The organism is Micromonospora purpureochromogenes, assembly GCF_900091515.1.
Lineage (GTDB): Bacteria > Actinomycetota > Actinomycetes > Mycobacteriales > Micromonosporaceae > Micromonospora > Micromonospora purpureochromogenes.
This window is the reverse complement of the sequence record NZ_LT607410.1, coordinates 6,269,827-6,286,592: the sequence shown is the minus strand read 5'-3', so window position 1 is coordinate 6,286,592 and position 16,766 is coordinate 6,269,827. Positions and strand designations below refer to the sequence as shown.

9 protein-coding genes are annotated in these 16,766 nt (G+C 72.5%); 4 read left to right on the top strand and 5 right to left on the bottom strand.

Annotated elements, in window-relative coordinates; genetic code table 11:
• Positions 1-4: 4 nt before the first annotated feature.
• Positions 5-1,219: an exodeoxyribonuclease VII large subunit gene (gene xseA, locus GA0074696_RS28610; protein ID WP_088963958.1), complete on the bottom strand. Its 1,215-nt coding sequence runs from the start codon at positions 1,217-1,219 to the stop codon at positions 5-7.
• A 192-nt stretch (positions 1,220-1,411) separates the two neighbouring features.
• On the opposite strand from xseA, the gene GA0074696_RS28605 reads away from it, so the two are divergent.
• Together GA0074696_RS28605 and GA0074696_RS28600 are read left to right on the top strand one after the other, a co-directional pair.
• A complete protein-coding gene (locus tag GA0074696_RS28605) occupies positions 1,412-2,398 on the top strand; it encodes a 4-hydroxy-3-methylbut-2-enyl diphosphate reductase (RefSeq protein ID WP_172894494.1) in 987 nt (328 codons plus the stop codon).
• 38 nt (positions 2,399-2,436) lie between these two features.
• Positions 2,437-2,892, top strand: a complete 456-nt coding sequence (locus GA0074696_RS28600) for a hypothetical protein (RefSeq protein WP_088963957.1) — start codon at positions 2,437-2,439, stop codon at positions 2,890-2,892.
• Between the two features lie 202 nt (positions 2,893-3,094).
• Here the strand turns inward: GA0074696_RS28600 and GA0074696_RS28595 are convergent, their stop codons facing one another.
• From GA0074696_RS28595 to GA0074696_RS28585, 3 genes are all read right to left on the bottom strand, one after another.
• Positions 3,095-6,412 carry a S8 family serine peptidase gene (locus GA0074696_RS28595; RefSeq protein ID WP_088963956.1) on the bottom strand — a complete coding sequence of 1,106 codons (3,318 nt, stop codon included), beginning with the start codon at positions 6,410-6,412 and terminating at the stop codon, positions 3,095-3,097.
• Positions 6,413-6,750: 338 nt separating this feature from the next.
• Positions 6,751-9,993, bottom strand: a complete 3,243-nt coding sequence (locus tag GA0074696_RS28590; protein ID WP_197700791.1) for a S8 family serine peptidase — start codon at positions 9,991-9,993, stop codon at positions 6,751-6,753.
• A gap of 407 nt (positions 9,994-10,400) precedes the next feature.
• On the bottom strand, positions 10,401-11,564 hold the full coding sequence (locus GA0074696_RS28585) for a DNA recombination protein RmuC (RefSeq protein ID WP_088963955.1): 1,164 nt from the start codon (positions 11,562-11,564) through the stop codon (positions 10,401-10,403).
• 98 nt (positions 11,565-11,662) lie between these two features.
• Between GA0074696_RS28585 and GA0074696_RS28580 the strand changes: the two genes are divergently transcribed.
• The gene (locus GA0074696_RS28580) at positions 11,663-12,895 is read left to right on the top strand and encodes an RNA-guided endonuclease InsQ/TnpB family protein (RefSeq protein ID WP_088963954.1); all 1,233 of its coding nucleotides are present in this window, start codon (positions 11,663-11,665) and stop codon (positions 12,893-12,895) included.
• Positions 12,896-12,963: 68 nt separating this feature from the next.
• On the top strand, positions 12,964-13,818 hold the full coding sequence (locus GA0074696_RS28575) for a hypothetical protein (RefSeq protein WP_088963953.1): 855 nt from the start codon (positions 12,964-12,966) through the stop codon (positions 13,816-13,818).
• 65 nt (positions 13,819-13,883) lie between these two features.
• On the opposite strand, the gene ppc is transcribed toward GA0074696_RS28575, so the two are convergent.
• Positions 13,884-16,670 (bottom strand): phosphoenolpyruvate carboxylase, encoded by a 2,787-nt coding sequence (ppc, locus tag GA0074696_RS28570; RefSeq protein ID WP_088964867.1) that lies wholly within the window; start codon positions 16,668-16,670, stop codon positions 13,884-13,886.
• Between the last annotated feature and the right edge of the window lie 96 nt (positions 16,671-16,766).

Sequence of the window (16,766 nt, the reverse complement as noted above, 5' to 3'; positions counted from 1 at the left end):
CTCCTCAGCCGTCGACGGTCGCGGTCAGCTCGCCGTCGGCGAGGCGTACCCGCAGGGGGTCGCCCTTGGCCACCTCGGCGGCGGCGCGGACGACGTGGCCGTCGGCGCGCTGCACGATCGCGTACCCGCGGTCGAGGGTGGCCGCGGGGGAGAGGGCGCGCAGGCGGGCCAGGGTGTGCCGCAGGTCCTCACCGGCCGCGCCGAGGCGGTGGTCCAGGCAGCGGCCCGTCCGGTCCCGCAGCGCGCTCACCTCGGCGGCCCGCTGCTCGATCATCACCTGCGGGCGGGCCAGCACCGGTCGGGAACGGAGCAGGTCGAGCCGGTGCGACTCCCGGTCGACCAGGTTGCGGACCGCGCGTTCCAGCCGGGAGCGGGCCTGGCCGATGAGGCGGACCTCCTCGGTGAGGTCGGGCACCACCCGCTTGGCCGCGTCGGTCGGCGTGGACGCGCGGACATCGGCGACGTAGTCGACCAGCGGTGCGTCCGTCTCGTGGCCGATCGCGCTGACCACCGGGGTACGGCAGGCGAAGACCGCCCGGCAGAGCGCCTCGTCGGAGAAGGGCAGCAGGTCCTCGATGCCGCCGCCGCCCCGGGCCAGGATGATCACGTCGATGCTCGGGTCGGCGTCGAGCACCTTCAGCGCGTCGACGATCTGCGGCACCGCGCTCGGCCCCTGCACCGCCACGTTGACCGTGCGGAACTCCACGGCCGGCCAGCGCCGGCGGGCGTTGGTGAGCACGTCCCGCTCGGCCGCCGAGGCGCGCCCGGTGATCAGCCCGACCCGCTGCGGCAGGAACGGCGGGCGGCGCTTGCGGGACCGGTCGAAGAGCCCCTCCGCGGCGAGCAGCTTCTTGAGCTTCTCCAGCCGCGCCAGCAGCTCGCCGAGCCCCACCTGGCGGATCTCGTCGGCGCGCAGGCTCAGCGTGCCCCGGGCCGCGTAGAACTCCGGCTTGGCGTGCAGCACCACCCGGGCGCCCTCGCGCAGCTCCGGCGCGCCGGTGTCGAGGACGTCCCGGTTGGTGGTGACGGTCAGGCTCAGGTCGGCGGACGGGTCGCGCAGGGTGAGGAAGACGGTGCTGGCGCCGGGGCGGCGGCTGATCTGGGCCACCTGCCCGTCCACCCAGACCCAGCCGAGCTTGGCGATCCAGGCGCCGACCTTCTGGCTGACCACCCGGACGGGCCAGGGCTCCTCCGGGGTGCTGCGCGGGGCGTCGGTCACCCGCCCACCTTACGGTCAGGCCCCGACGACCTGCGGCAGCCCGACAGCGCGTGCCGCTCGCCGGGGCGGGCGGTTTCGGATGGTGGCGGGTGGCCGTGCGCTGCCGGGCCGCTCATGCTGCAGTCTCCGGCGCCGGCTGTGGTGCGGGTCGCAGCCGCTGCCGGCGGAAAACCCGGCACGTACGATGGTCGGGTGACCCAGGCTGAGACGACCCCCCGGACCGGCAAGCGCGTGCTCCTGGCCAAGCCCCGCGGCTACTGCGCGGGCGTCGACCGGGCGGTGCAGACCGTGGAGGAGGCGCTCAAGCTCTACGGCGCCCCGATCTACGTGCGCAAGCAGATCGTGCACAACAAGCACGTGGTGCGGACGCTGGAGGCCCAGGGCGCGATCTTCGTCGAGGAGAACGAGGAGGTGCCGGAGGGCGCCACCGTCATCTTCTCCGCGCACGGCGTCGCCCCGGAGGTCTACGAGCAGGCGAAGGCGCGCTCGCTGAAGGCGATCGACGCGACCTGCCCGCTGGTGACCAAGGTGCACCAGGAGGCGAAGCGGTTCGCCGCCGAGGACTACGACATCCTGCTGATCGGCCACGAGGGGCACGAGGAGGTCATCGGCACCGCCGGCGAGGCCCCCGCGCACATCCAGCTGGTGGACGGCCCCGACGGCGTCGACAAGGTCACCGTGCGGGACCCGAACAAGGTCGTCTGGCTCTCCCAGACCACCCTGTCGGTGGACGAGACGCTGGAGACCGTCGCCCGGCTCAAGTCCCGGCTGCCGCTGCTCCAGTCGCCGCCCAGCGACGACATCTGCTACGCCACCTCCAACCGGCAGCACGTGGTCAAGGAGATCGCCCCCGAGTGCGACGTGGTGATCGTCGTCGGCTCGCGCAACTCCTCCAACTCGGTGCGCCTGGTCGAGGTCGCCCTGGACGCCGGCGCCCGCGCCGGGTACCTGGTCGACTTCGCGCACGAGATCGACGACGCCTGGGTGGCCGGCGCCGGCACGGTCGGCGTCACGTCCGGTGCGAGCGTGCCGGACGAGCTGGTGCAGGACGTGCTGACCCACCTCGCCGCGCGGGGCTTCACCGACGTCGAGGAGATCACCACCGCCAACGAGCGGCTGACCTTCTCGCTGCCGCAGGAACTCAAGCGCGACATGAAGGCCGCCGCCGCGCGGGCCTGACCGGGAACGGATCGCCCGCCGGTCACGTCCCAGTGGGCATGAAGACTCCTCGGATGGTCCTCGCCGCCCTGGTCGTCTGCGCGGGGCTGAGCGCCTGCGGCGGCCAGGACGGCGACGACCGGACGGGCACCCCCAGCCCCTCGGAAGGATCGCCGGTGACCAGCGCGCCCAGCAGCGGCCCGGCGCAGCCGGGCGACCCGACCACCGTCCCGCCGTCGACCGCGCTGCCCCCGACCGCGCTGCCGCCGACCAAGCGGCCGCCGGCCGGCCCCAGCCTGCCGCCCGGTCCCGGCGCCACCACGATCACCGGCACCGTCCAGGCCGGGGTGGAGCCGAACTGCCTGCTGGTCGAGGGCTACCAGCTCATCGGCGGTCCCCGGGACGTGCTCACCGTCGGCGCCCGGGTCACCGTCACCGGTCAGCCCAAGCCCGACATGATGACCACCTGCCAGCAGGGCACTCCCTTCGTCGTCGAGTCCGCCCGCCGCTCCTGACACCAGCGCCGACCGTCCGAGGGCAGGGACGCCCCTGTCCGGCCCCCTTTGCTCTGCTGCCCTCCCGGCAACGGGGAAGCGCTCCCAGTGCCGCCCCCGCCGCAGCAGAGCAAAGGGGGGGCGAAGGGAGGAGCCCGCCCCCGGGGACCGGGGACGGGCTCCTGTGGTGCTGTGCGGTCGAGGGACCGCCGTCAGGCGGTGCTCAGTTCACCGCGCCGATCGCGACCGAGCCACGGCCGACGACCGCGCCCTCGGTGGTGGTGACGGCCAGGTCGCCGTAGAGCTCCCTGCCGGCGGCCGGGGCGGACAGGGCGGTCACCGTACCGGTCAGGGCGGCGGTGTCGCCGTTCTGCAGCGGCAACGGGGTGGCCGGGGCGGTCAGCGTGCCCAGCGACGGCGCCGAGAACGAGTCCCGGTAGTCGTAGGCGGTGCTGGTGCCCGGACCGTCGACGGCGTACCCGTCCACCACGACCCGGTAGGTGCCGGCGGCCGGGTTGGTCAGGGTCACCGCCTCCTCCGAGTCACCGTCGGCCGACCGGCCCACCCGGGTGGCGCCCAGGAAGACCGACAGGTCCAGGTCGGCGCCGAGGTCGGCGGTGTTGCCGATCCGGGCGGTGAAGCTGGTCGCCCCGGCCGGCACCGTCACGGTGTACTCCTGCTGCGCGCCCTGGGCGATGGTCGGCCGCTCGGCGTGCACGCTGGACAGCGCGCCACCCTGGCCGGTCACCGACACCGGGCCGAAGGTGTTGGTCAGGCCCCAGGAGACCTGGGTCGGGGTGCCCGCGGTCACCGACGGCAGTGCGACGGTGGCCGGCTCGACCTGCACGCCCTGCACCCGGGCCTGGAGCTGGTACGGGTTGTTCAGCGCCGGCGAGGTGCGCCGGGCCTCCACCTCGATCTCCCAGACCCCCGGGATCGGGTTCTGGTAGTCCCGCTCCTGCGGCTTGCAGGCCGCCGGGTCGGAGAAGTTGGTGTAGCAGGCGGTGCTGGCGGTGCTCTCCACCGGGATGCCGTACGGGTTGATGGCGATGAACCGGGTCTGCGAGCCGGTGGCGATGCCGGAGAGGTTGACCTGGAGCGCGCCCGCGCCGGCCGGGACGGTCACGAAGTACGAGGTGAAGCTGTTGCGGTCGACCGAACCCTCGGTGGACCACGAGTAGTCGGGCTTCCTCACGTCGTTGGCGACGACCACCACGGTGGAGACCTCGAAGTCGACCACGTTGGTGGCCGGGTCGTCGATGGTCAGCAGCGCGCCGTGCGCCCCGTCGGTACGCGGCTTGGCGACCACGGTGACGGTGACCGCCTTGTTCAGCGGCAGCACCACCGACTTCGACGCGGTGAAGGTGCCGTCGTCGCCGCGCAGGTCGACGTCGTGCCGGATGTCGCCGGCCGGTCCGCTGGTACGGGTGACCTTGACCTTGTAGGTCTTCGTCTGGTTGACCTTCTGCCCGCCCTGCCCGGCGGCGCAACGGTTGTAGATGCCCGCGCCGCGGTGGGGGTTCGGCACGAACGTGCCGGTGCCGGCGTCGTAGCGGGTCAGGTTCGCCGACAGCTCGGTGCAGACCGGCGCGTCCGAGGTGTACGAGCGGGCCTCGACGCCCTGGGCCAGCAGCTCCCAGGCGCCCGGCACGTTGAACATGCCGTAGCCCTGGGCGTAGGTGGCGACGCCCTCGATCGGCTTGGCCGAGCTGTAGATCGCCCGGCGCAGCGCGGCCGGGGTGACCCCCTCGTCGTTCGCCCTGGCCGCGGAGAGCAGCAGGGCGGCGGCGCCGGTGGCCTGCGGTGAGGCCATCGAGGTGCCGTTGAGCATCTGGTAGCCCGGCGGCAGCGGGTAGCCGGCCTCGGCGACCGGCACGCCCGGCAGCCAGGTCGGCGCGGTGGAGATCGCCGAGCCGGGGGCGGCGATGTTCGGCTTGAAGCCGCCGTCCTCCCGGGGGCCACGCGAGGAGAAGTTGAACAGCGCGTTGTCCTTGCGGACCACCGAGCCGTAGTTGGCCAGCCAGGTCTCCTTGCTGATGTTGGCCGCGACGCTGACCACGTTGGACGCCACCGACGGGTCGCCGATGGTGTTCAGGCCCGGGCCGGAGTTGCCGGCCGAGATGAACAGCTGCACGCCGTAGGTGGTGATCAGGCTGTTGTAGAGCTGGGCGCGGGCGTTCGAGCCGTCGTTGAGCGCCGGCAGGCCACCGATCGACATGTTCACCACGTCGACCTTGCGGTTGATCACCAGGTCGGCCATGCCGGTGGTGAGGGCCGCGGCGGTGCAGCCGCCCGTCCAGGTGCAGGCGCGGGAGGAGACCAGCTTGGCGCCGGGGGCCGCGCCGTCGAAGGCGCTGTTGCCGAGCATGTCGTTGGCGGCGGTGATGCCGGCGACGTGCGTGCCGTGGGTGGCCTGGACGATGCCGATGTTGACGAAGTCGGCGTACGGGCCGGGCTGCCCGTCGCCCGGGTTGGTGTCGACGTCCTCGCGGTACTCGACGACGAACGGGATCTGCTCGCGGACGGCGGTGGCCGGGTTGTCCGTGCCGAAGTGGCCGACCTGGAACTTCTCCTTGTACGGGCGCATCAGCTCGTCGTCGGTGAAGTCGCGGTTGCCGTTGGCGTCCACCCGGATGTCGTGCGTGTCGGTGGCGTAGAGGATCCCCCACGAGTCGGTGGTGTCACCGTCGCGGTTGACGTCACCGCCGACCTCGCTGGTCGCGCCGGCCGGCGCGGTGATCGACTCCCGGAAGGTGGCGAACCGGTAGCTGCCGGCCGGGGCCGTCCAGCTGGTGGTGCCGATGGTGAAGGTCGGGCCGGTCACCTCGGTGATCATCGCGCGCCAGGTGGCGTCCTCGAGCGGGTCGGTCGAGGTGACCCAGTCGACGATCTTGCGCTCGCCGGTGGTGGTCTTCTGCAGCGCCGGCTGGTCCAGGTCCACGCCGGAGTCCATGATGCCGATGGTGACCCCGCGCCCGTCCCACTCGGGGTGGGCGGCCTTGAAGGCTTCGGCGCCGGTCTCGTTGGTCGGCATGTACGGGTTGACTCCGCCGGTGCCGGCGCCCGGCCCGGCCAGGGTCTCGCCCTGCTCGGCGGCGGTCGCGCCGTTCGGCGCGGACTCCGGGGTCGGGTCCGGGAGCTGGATGGTCTCGTCGAGGTCGACCGCGGCGACGCCCGGCAGCGTGGCGGCCGTCAGCACCTTTGCGGTGGGCACTGTGGCCAGCACGTAGCCGATCGAGTCGAAGCGCTGGCTGACCGTGCCGCCGAGGTCCTTCACCGCGTCGGCGACGTCCTTCGCCTCACCCTTGTCGGTGGCGACGATCAGCGTGACGGTCGGCGCGTGCTTCGCCTCGGCCTCGGCGAGCAGCTTGGCGTCGTGCGAGCCGAGCGCCTCGACGGCATTGGCCGGGGCGTCCGGGGTGGTGGCGGGCGCGGCGCTCGCGGTGGCGGCGCCGCCCGCGCCGGCCATGGCGCCGGCGGCCATGACCGAGGCGAAGAGCCCGGCGGAGGTACGCCGGCTCAGGTTGCGGGGTTTGCTCACGTTCTCTTTCCTCCAGAGAACAGGGCCCTGAGATGACAGGGCGCGCGTGAGCGAATCCTTTGTGCTGCGTTGTCGCGGTGTCACTACCGAACGCTGCCTTGTGACCTCTTCGTGACATGCACAGGTGCGTACTGTCACATCCAGGACGCTAGCTGAACCGGTCCAGGGTGGACGGGCCGTCCAACAGCTCTGGGGCCTGCCCTGGACGTCGGCGCCCTGGTGACCACCTGCCAGCAGAGCATCCCGTTCGTGGTGGAGAGCGCGCGGCGGGCCTGACCCCGCAACGGGAGGAGCCCGCCCCCGGGACCGGGGACGGGCTCCTGGCTGGTGCGGATCTGTCAGTTGACGTTCTCCACGACCACGTCGCCGCTACCGATCAGGATGTTCGTGTCGGTACGGGCCTGGACGTTGCCGAAGAGCACCCGGCCGCTGTCCGGCGCGACCTTCGCCGTCACCGTGCCGGGCACCGTCCACGACGCGCCGCCGGGCCGCGCGGCGTTGGCGTCGGTCACCGCGACCGTCCCGAAGGCGGCGTTGGTGAAGACGTCGATGTAGTTGTAGGTGGTCGAGCCGTTCGGCACCGCGTACCCGTCGATGCGGACCTTCCAGGCGCCCGGCGCCGGGTTGGCCAGGGTCACCGACTCCTCCGAGTCACCGTCGGCGCTCTTACCAGCCTCCACGCAGGTCCCGGACGTGCAGTTGAGGACAAACAGGTCGAGGTCGGCGGCGGGGTCGGAGGTGCCGCCGATGGTGGCCCGGAGCTGGGTCGAGCCCGGGAGCACCGTCAGGTCGTACTCCTTGACCTCGTGGTTGCCGATGGTGAACTGCCCGCGCCGGGCGCTGCCCAGCGTGGTGCCGACCGCCCGGCCGGTGAACGAGCCGAGGGTGCTGGTCAGCGTGTACGACCGGGCCAGCGGCGTGCCGGCGGTCGCCGAGGCGATCACGTCCGGGTTCGGGCTGACCGTCGCGCCGAGCACCGAAGCGGTCAGCGTGAACGGCGTCCACGCCGCGTCGGAGGTACGCCGACCGTCCACCGTGACCTCCCAGACCCCAGCGAGCGGGTTCGAGGTGGTGCGGCTGTTCGGCGAGCCGGTCGCGCAGGGCACGGCGGGCGGGTTGACCGGCACGGCCGGGACATAGCAGGAGTTCGACGCGTTGCTGTCGATCGCCACGCCGTACGGGTGGTAGCGCAGGAACCGGGCCTGGCCGGTACCCGCCGTGCCGTCCGGACCGGTGAAGTCGACCTTGAGGGCCGGGGTGCCGGCCGGGACGCGGAAGAAGTAGTGCAGGGACTGGTTGCGACCGACCTTGTCGCTGACCTGCACCTGGTAGTTGGCGGCCGGCTCGAAGGTGTACGGCGCGATCACCGTGTTCATCGTCTGCTTGTCGACGCCGGTGGTGGCCGGGTCGTCGAGCTGCAGCACCGCCGAGTGCGCGCCCGGGGTCGCCGGGTCGACCGTCACCGCGACGGTGACCGGCTTGCTCAGCGGCAGCGCCACCGACGACGCGGTCGCGAAGGTGCCGTCGTTGCCCACCCAGGACAGCTGGTAGGTGACCGTCTTCGACCCACCGCTGGTCCGGGTGAACGTGTAGGTCCGGGTGTACTTCTTCCCGACCGTGACACCCTCCCGGTCGTAGATGCCGACGCCGAGGCCCGGCTTCGCGAGGAACCCGGAGAGCACGGTGTTCACCGCCACCGAGGAGGTGATGTCGACCGTCTTGATGTTCGTCCGCAGCAGCTCGTAAGCCGCCTTCACGTCGATCAGGCCGGCGCCCTGCTCGTAGGTGCCGGTGTTGTCGATGAACCGGGCGGAGGACATCATGGCCTGCCGGAGTTGGGCCGGCTGGTGCTGGAAGCCCTGCGCCTTGGCCGCGCCGACGAGCAGCGCGCCGGCACCCGCCGCCTGCGGCGAGGCCATCGAGGTGCCGTTGAACATCGCGTACCCCGGCGGCAGCACGTACGTGCCGGGGACCGGCCCACCCGGCTGCCAGGTCGGGATGGTGGAGATGGCCGAGCCCGGCGCGATCACGTTGGGCTTGAACCCGCCGTCCTCACGCGGGCCGCGAGAGCTGTAGTAGTGCAGGCTCTCGGCGTACGGCGAGCTGGAGCCGTAGTTGGACCGCCAGGTGGCGTCGGTGACGTACGACCCGATGCTCATGACCTTCTCGGCCACCGACGGGTCGCCGACGGTGTTGGCGCCCGGTCCGCTGTTGCCGGCGGAGATGAACATCTGCACGTCGTACTGGTCGATGAGTCGGTTGTAGAGCACCGCGCGGGTGTTGTTGCCGTCGTTGAGCGAGGGCAGGCCGCCGATCGACATGTTGATCACGTCGACGTTCGCCTGCTTGGCGGCGTAGATCATGCCCTCGATCAGGGCGCTGGAGGTGCAGCCGGCGACGAAGAGGCAGACCCGGACGGAGACCAGCTTGGCGCCCGGGGCGGCACCGGTCATCGCGCCGCCGAAGAGGCCGTTGCCGGCGGTGATGCCCGCGACGTGGGAGCCGTGGGCGCCGGAGACGATGCCGATGTTGACGAACTTGCCCTTGCCGTCGACCTGGACGACGAACGGCATCGACTCGTTGATGGCGGTCGCCGGGTCGTCGGTCCCGAAGGTGCCCACGTCGTTGCGGACCTTGTAGTCCGTCATCGCGGCCTGGTCGGCGAAGGAGCCGTCCTGGTCGGTGTCGACCCAGGCGGTGCTGCCGCCGTCCCAGAGCACGCCGAAGAGGCCGCTGCTGCCGGCCGGGTTGCCGTCCCGGTTGACGTCGTTGCCGAGCTCGCCGCCGAGGTTCACGTCGCGCTCGTTGAAGACGCCGAACCGGTAGGAGGCCGAGCCCGGGGCCGTCCAGGTGCGGCCGTCCACGGTGAAGCTCGGACCGGAGACGTTCTTCGTCATGCTGACCCAGGTCGGGTCTGCGTCGTCAGTCGGGTGGGTGGCGGTCACCCAGTCGACGATCTTGCGCTCGCCGGTGGTGGTCTTCTGTAGCGCCGGGTGCGACAGGTCGATGCCGGTGTCGAGGATGCCGACAGTGACGCCGCGTCCGTCGAGCGTCGGGTTGGCCGCGGTGAACTGGGCCGCGCCCATGTCGCCGATCGGCAGGTACGGGTTGTTCGCCGGGGTGGCGGCCCCCGGCGCCGGCTGCGCGGCCACCGACTCGGCCGCGTCGGGGCGCGGGTCGGGCAGCGGCACCGACGCGTCGATCTCCACCGTCTGGACGCCGGCCGATCGGGCGATGCGCTCGGCCCGCTCGGTGGCCACGTCGGCCCGCAGGTAGCCGAGGTCGTCGTCGCGGTAGAGCACCGTGGCGCCGAGCTGGGTGAGGCTGTCGGCGGCCGTGGCGACCTGTCCGTCCCGGGCGGCGACCAGCACCGTGACGGTCCTCTGGCCCTTGGCCCGGGCCTCGGCCAGTCGTTCCTGGTCCGTCGGGGTCCAGCCGGTGGAGCTGCTCTTGAGAACGTCGGTGGTCTGCTCCGCGTTGGCGGGCGCGCCGGCGAACGCCAACGTCAGCGCGCCGGCGGTCACCACCGACGTCAGGAGCGCGGCCGAGGCACGGCCACGCCGGATGGGGGGTTTGCTCACGTCTCTTCCTCCGAGGGGAGAGCGAGGGCCCTGAGGGGTGCAGGGCTGGGGGTAAGACCGACGGGTCTGCTGACGCGGGGTCGCCGTCACTCTCTCAGCGACAGATGTGACATCCGCGTTACTCGGACGACCGTCGTGGTAACGGTGACGCGGGTGGTTGCCCGATGACGACGAAAAACGGGCAGGTCATGGCCCCGAACGTCCAATGCGGAACCACCGCCCGGGCGACGGGGCGGCCGGTCGCACCGGCCGGATGACCGGTGCCGTTCCGCCGAAGGGACGGAGAACGACGGCGTCCTGACCGGCCGCCCGGCCCCGGGATGCGGCCCGTGCGCCGCCGTGTTACACCCCGCACCGGACCGGAGCCCGCCCCCGGCGCCGGGGACGGTGACCTGCCCGGTCGGCGCTCAGCTCACGCGATCCGCGGTGGACGGCTCGTCGAGCAGTTCCGGAGCCTGCGGCTGCCGCGGGGCCACCTCCACCTGCGCCGGCGTGGCCAGTTCCTGGTCGGAGACGCCCAGCTCGGCCAGCTTGCGGGCGCTGACCAGCACCCGCGCCTCCAGCGAGCCCACCGCCCGGTTGTACGCGGTGACCGCCCCACCGAGTGAGGTGCCGAGCTTGCCGACGTGGTCGCCCAGGGTGGACAGTCGCCCGTAGAGCTCGCGGGCCAGCGAGTGGACGGCGACCGCGTTGCGGGCCAGCGCCTCCTGCCGCCAGGAGTAGGCGACCGTGCGCAGCAGGGCCACCAGGGTGGCCGGGGTCGCCAGCACCACGTCGCGGGCGAAGGCGTGCTCCAGCAGCGTCGGGTCGCGCTGCAACGCCACGTCCAGGAACGGGTCGGCCGGCACGAAGAGCACCACGAACTCCGGTGTCGAGTCGAACGCCGCCCAGTACGACTTCGCGGCCAGCGCGTCGACGTGCGCCCGCAGGTGCCGCGCGTGGGCGTCGAGGTGGGTGTCCCGCCCCCGCTCGTCGCGCGCCTCCATCGCCGTCAGGTACGCGTCGAAGGGCGCCTTGGCGTCCACCACCACCGTCCGGCCGCCGTGCAGCCGGACCACCAGGTCGGGGCGGACCCCCTGGTGGTCGGTGGCGGCGGTGACCTGCTCGTTGAAGTCGCAGTGCTCCAGCATGCCGGCGGCCTCGACGATTCGGCGCAGCTGGTGCTCGCCCCAGCGGCCCCGCACCTGCGGCGCCCGCAGCGCCGCCACCAACTGCTTGGTCTCGGTGCGCAGCTCGCCGGAGACCGTGCTCATGGCCCGGACCTGCTCGCGCAGCTCGGCGTAGGCGTCGACCCGGTCGCGCTCCAGCTCACCGACCCGCTGCTCGTAGCGGCGCAGGGTGTCGTGCAGCGGGGCGACCGCCCGGGCCACCGCCTCCTGCGACTGGGCGGTGGCCTCGTAGCTCAGCGCCCGCATCGACTGTTCCAGCCGCCCCTCGCCCTCGCGGGTGGCCGCCAGGGTGGCCTCCAGGCGGGCGATCTCGGTGGCCGACCGGACCCGGGCGGCGTACCAGCCCGCCGCGCCGCCCCCGGCCAGGCAGACGACCACCACGGCCAGCGTCGAGAAGTCCATCACCGAACTGCCGCCAGGATGCCCCGTCCTTCAGGGCGGGGAGGAATGGCGGCCATGATTGCCTCAGCCATGATCGGCCTTTCTGTAAGGTTGGTCCTGTGAGGACGGCGTACAAGTGTCGGGCGTACCCGACACCGGAGCAGGCCAGCGTGCTGAACCGCACGTTCGGCTGTGTCCGCGTGGTCTGGAACCGCACCCTCGCCGCCCGCCACGCCCGCTACCACGCGGAGGGCAAGTCGACCTCGTACGCGGAGACGGACCGGGCGCTGACCGAGATGAAGCGGCTGCCGGAGTTGACGTTCCTCAACGAAGTCAGCTCCGTGCCGTTGCAGCAGACGTTGCGGCACCAGCACACCGCCGTGACCGCGTTCTTCGCCAAGCGCGCCCGCTACCCCCGGTACAAGTCGCGGCACGGCCGCCAGTCCGCCTCGTACACCCGCTCGGCCTTCCGGATGCGTGACGGGCAACTGTCCCTCGGCAAAACCCCGGGAACGCTGCGGGTGGTGTGGTCGTGGCCGGATGTGGACGTGACCGCGCTGGACCCGTCGACGGTGACCGTGTCGCGTGATCCGGACGGCCGCTGGTACGTCACCTTCGCCGTCGCCGTCGCCGCCCCGGACGGCCCCGAACCGGCCGGTCAGGTTGTCGGCGTCGACCTCGGCCTCACGGACTTCGCGGTACTGTCCCAGCCGGTGCCGGGCCTGAGCGACGATGAGGGCAGGATCGCTCACCCGAAGCACATGGAGCGCCGCGAACGCCGGTTGAAGCGGTACCAGCGGATGATGGCCCGCAAGCGGAAAGGTTCCGCGAACCGGGCCAAGGCCAAGCAGAAGGTCGCCCGCGTGCACTCCCGGGTGCGGGATCCCCGCCGCGACTTCCTCCACAAGACCAGCACAGCCTTGGTGCGCCGGTTCGACGCCATCGCGGTTGAGGATCTGGCGGTGGCGAACATGGTCCGTAACCGCAGCCTCGCCAAGGCGATCTCCCGCACCGGCTGGGCCGAGTTCCGGACCCTGCTGGCCTACAAGGCGCACCGCGACGGCCGGCACCTCGCCGTCGTTGACCGCTGGTATCCGTCCAGCAAGACCTGCTCGGCGTGCGGACATCTGCTCGCCACACTCTCGCTCGGCACACGTCACTGGACGTGTCCGAGTTGCGGCACCCGGCATGACCGGGACGTCAACGCCGCCAAGAATCTCGTTGTCGCCGCCGGGCTGGCGGAGACGAAAAACGCCTGCGGAGCGGACGTCAGACACGAAGGGCAACCTTCCGTGCAGTCTGCGATGAACCAGGAACCCTCCCGGGTGACCGGGGGAATCCCCCGCCTTTAGGCGGGGGAGGATGTCAACAGAGCTTGCCAAACGGGTACGACCCGACGTCTGCGGGTACGTTCAGCGGCATGGAACTTCTGCTCGTGGCGATTCTCGTGGCCCTCCTGGTCGGCGGGTTCGTCTGGTGGCGGCGGGAACAGGCCGCCCGCGAGGCGCGCAGCCTCGCCGACGTGCGCGCCGACGCCCAGCGCTGGTACGAACGCCTCGGCGGCCAGGTGATGAACCTGCACGGCGACGCCCCGGCCGTCCGCCAGGCCCTGGTCGACGCCGCGGAGCGCTACAACGCCGCCGGCAGCCAGCTGGAGCAGGCCGGGACGGTCCAGCAGTACCGGCTGGCCCGGGAGACCGCGCTGGAGGGGCTGGCGTACGCCCGGGCGGCGCGGTTGGCGCTCGGCCTGGACCCGGGGCCGGAGCTGCCCCCGCTGGCCGCCGCGCAGGGCGCCGGCGAGTTGACCAAGGAACGCCAGGTGCAGGTGCAGGGGCAGACGTTCAAGGCCGGCCCGCAGCCGGGCCAGGACACCCCGTACTACTACCCGGGTGGGCGCTACCAGGGGCGGCCGGTGCCGGCCGGCTGGTACTCCACCCCCTGGTGGAAGACCGCGCTGGGCGCGGGCGCCGGGGTGCTCGGCGGGCTGCTGATCGCCGACGCGCTCTTCTCGCCGGCCTTCGCCGACCCGGGTTACGGCTACGAGGCCGGCTACCAGGAGGGCTTCGGCGACGGCGCCGACTACGGCGACCAGGGCGACGCCGGGGACCAGGGCGCGGGGGGCCAGGGCGCGGACTACGGCGACCAGGGCGACTTCGGCGGCGCCGACCAGGCAGCCGACTTCGGCGGCGGCGACTTCGGCGGCGGCGATTTCGGCGGCGGGGACTTCGGGGGCGGCGATTTCGGGGGCGGCGATTTCGGCGGCGGCGACTGGTGACCGCCGGTTGAACGGCACGCGAGAAGGCCCCGGTCGGCGTGACCGGGGCCTTCTCGTCGCGTCCGTCAGCCGGTGTTGCGCATCCCGGCGGCGATGCCGTTGACCGTGGTGAGCAGCGCCCGCTCCAACGCCGTACCGTCGCTCGGTGCACGACGGCCGCCCGGCGCGGTCGCCATCGCCCGCCCGGCGGCCCCCGAGTCCCGGTACTGCCGCAGCAGCGCCACCTGGAGGTGGTGCAGCGGCTCCAGGTAGGTGTCGCGGACCGCGAGGGTGCGCTGGAGCACCGGCGAGTTCTCCAGCAGGGCCGGTGCGGCGGTCACCGCCAGCACCTCCTGCTTGGTCAGCTCGTACTCCTGCTCGATCTTGTCGAAGATCGGGTGCAGCTTCTTCGGGACCAGGGTCTCCACGTAGCGGCGGGCGATGCTCAGGTCGGTCTTGGTGAGCATCATCTCGACGTTCGACAGGAACGTGCGGAAGAAGTGCCAGTTGCGGTTCATCTCGGCGAGCACGTCCTCCAGGCCGGCCGCCCGCGCCGCCGCCAGCCCGGAGCCGACCCCGAACCAGCCCGGCACGATCTGCCGGGTCTGCGTCCAGCCGAACACCCACGGGATGGCTCGCAGCCCGCCCAGCCCGGCCCCGGTGTTCGGCCGCTTCGCCGGCCGGGAGCCGATGTTGAGCGCGCCGAGCAGCTCGGTGGGGGTGGAGGCCCAGAAGTACGCCGGCAGGTCCGGGTCCTCGACCAGACCCCGGTAGGAGCGGAAGGCCGACTCGGAGACCACGTCCATCGCCGCGTCCCAGCGCTCCAGCATCTCGGCGGGCTGGCGGGGCGCGGTGTGCAGCAGCGTCGCCTGCAGCACCGCCGCCACGGTCAGCTCGAGGTTCTCCCGGGCCAGCGCCGGCAGCGTGTACTTGTCGGAGATGACCTCGCCCTGCTCGGTCACCTTGATCGCGCCGTCCAGGGTGCCGTACGGCTGGGCCAGGACCGCCTCGTGCGTCGGCCCGCCGCCGCGCCCGACCGTGCCGCCCCGGCCGTGGAAGAGCCGCAGGTGCACGCCGTGCCGGGCGGCCACGTCCCGCAGCGCCCGCTGCGCCCGGTGGATCGACCACTGGCTGGTGGTGATGCCGGCCTCCTTGTTGGAGTCGGAGTAGCCCAGCATCACCTCCTGCACGTCGCCGCGGGCCGCGACCAGCGCCCGGTACGCGGGCAGCGACAGCAGCTCGTCGAGCAGCTCGCCGCCGGCGTTCAGCTCCGCCGGGGTCTCCAGCAGCGGCACGAAGCCGATCCGGGCCCGGCCGCTGTGCACGTCGATCAGCCCGGCCTCGCGCCCCAGCACCACGGCGGCGAGCACGTCGTCGATGCCGAGGGTCATCGAGATGATGTACGACTCGATCACCTCGGCGCCGAACCGGTCCTGCGCCTCGCGGATCGCGCCGAACACGTCGAACGTCTTCTGCGCGTTCTCGGTCAGCGGGGTGTCCAGCGTCGACAGCGGCCGGCGGCCGGCCAGCTCGTCGGCGAGGAGCTTGGTCCGCTCCAGCCGGGTCAGCGACGGGTAGTCCGACACCTCGCCGACCGCCGCGTAGAGCTGGGCCAGCACCGCGTGGTGCGCCTCGGCGTGCTCGCGCACGTCCATGGTGGCCAGGTGCAGCCCGAACGCGGAGACCGTACGAATGGTGGAGGCGAGCCGGCCGACGGCGGTGAGCTGCCCGGAGTTGCGGGCCAGCGAGGCGCGCAGCAGCTCCAGGTCGGCGATCAGCTCGGCCGAGCCGCGGTAGTCCCGCCCCGGCACGTGCGGGGTGCCCCGGCGCAGCCGCTCCCGGGTGTTGGCCAGCTTGGCCTTCACGCACCGCGCCTTGAGCCGGTACGGCTCCTCCGCGTTGACCCGCCGGAACCGGGGTGCCACCTCGGGCAGCGCGTCCAGGTCGGCGGCGAGGCTGGCGGAGAGGTCCAGCGACACCGCCCGTAGTCGCCGGGAGACCGAGACCTCGTTGATGAGCTGGTCCATCGCCTTCTCGGTGGCGCTGATGCCGTGCTCGTGCTGGATGTGGAGCACCTCGCGGGTGACCGTCGGGGTGACGAACGGGTTGCCGTCCCGGTCGCCGCCGATCCAGGTGCCGAAGGTCAGCGGCCGGGCCGTCGGCGAGGTCTCCACGCCGAGGGTGCGCAGGGTGTCGGCGAGGTCGTCGAGCACCTGCGGGGCGGCCTCGGCGTACAGGTCGCGCAGGTAGTAGATGGCGTTGCGGGCCTCGTCGGTCGGGTCCGGCCGGTCCAGCCGCAGCTCGTCGGTCTGCCACATCAGGTCCAGCAGCTCGGCCAGGCGCCGGTTGGCCGGTCCCTCGTCGCTGGCGCCGTAGAGGATGGCGTTGGCGGTCTCGGTGTCCAGTTCGTCGGCGATGGCGCGCAGCTTGGACAGGATCGAGCGGCGGGCCGCCTCGGTGGGGTGGGCGGTGAAGACCGGGCGTACCGCGAGCCGGCGGGCCGCCGCGGCGATCTCCTCGGCCGGCACGCCGCGCTCGGCGATCATCTTGGCCGCCTGGTCCAGCCAGCCGCCGTGCGCCGCCCGGCGTCGGCGCAGGTCCCGGGCGCGGTGCACCTGCTCGGTGATGTTGGCCAGGTGGAAGTAGGTGGAGAAGGCGCGGGCCAGCTTGGTGCCGGTGGTGACGTCCAGCCCGCCGAGCCGCTGCGCGGCGGCGGGAGCGTCGGAGCGGACCTGGGCGCGGATCTCCTCGACCAGGTCGAGCAGGGGGCGGCCCTCCTGGCGGGCCAGGGTCTGGCCGAGCAGAGTGCCGAGGCGGCGGATGTCGGCTCGCAGGGCGGCGTCGGGGCCGTCGTGGTCGTGCTGGTCGGTCACCATGCGCTCCTTACGTGAGTACGAAGGACAGCGCTGTCCGACTCCGTCGATCGTATCCGTGGGGACCCGTCGGTAAGGAGGGGGCCCGCGATGTCA

Excerpts from the sequence above, each read along its gene's own strand:
- GA0074696_RS28600 (WP_088963957.1), top strand. The coding sequence starts at position 2,437 with ATGAAGACTCCTCGGATGGTCCTCGCCGCCCTGGTCGTCTGCGCGGGG.
- GA0074696_RS28585 (WP_088963955.1), bottom strand. The coding sequence starts at position 11,564 with ATGGACTTCTCGACGCTGGCCGTGGTGGTCGTCTGCCTGGCCGGGGGC.
- GA0074696_RS28575 (WP_088963953.1), top strand. The coding sequence starts at position 12,964 with ATGGAACTTCTGCTCGTGGCGATTCTCGTGGCCCTCCTGGTCGGCGGG.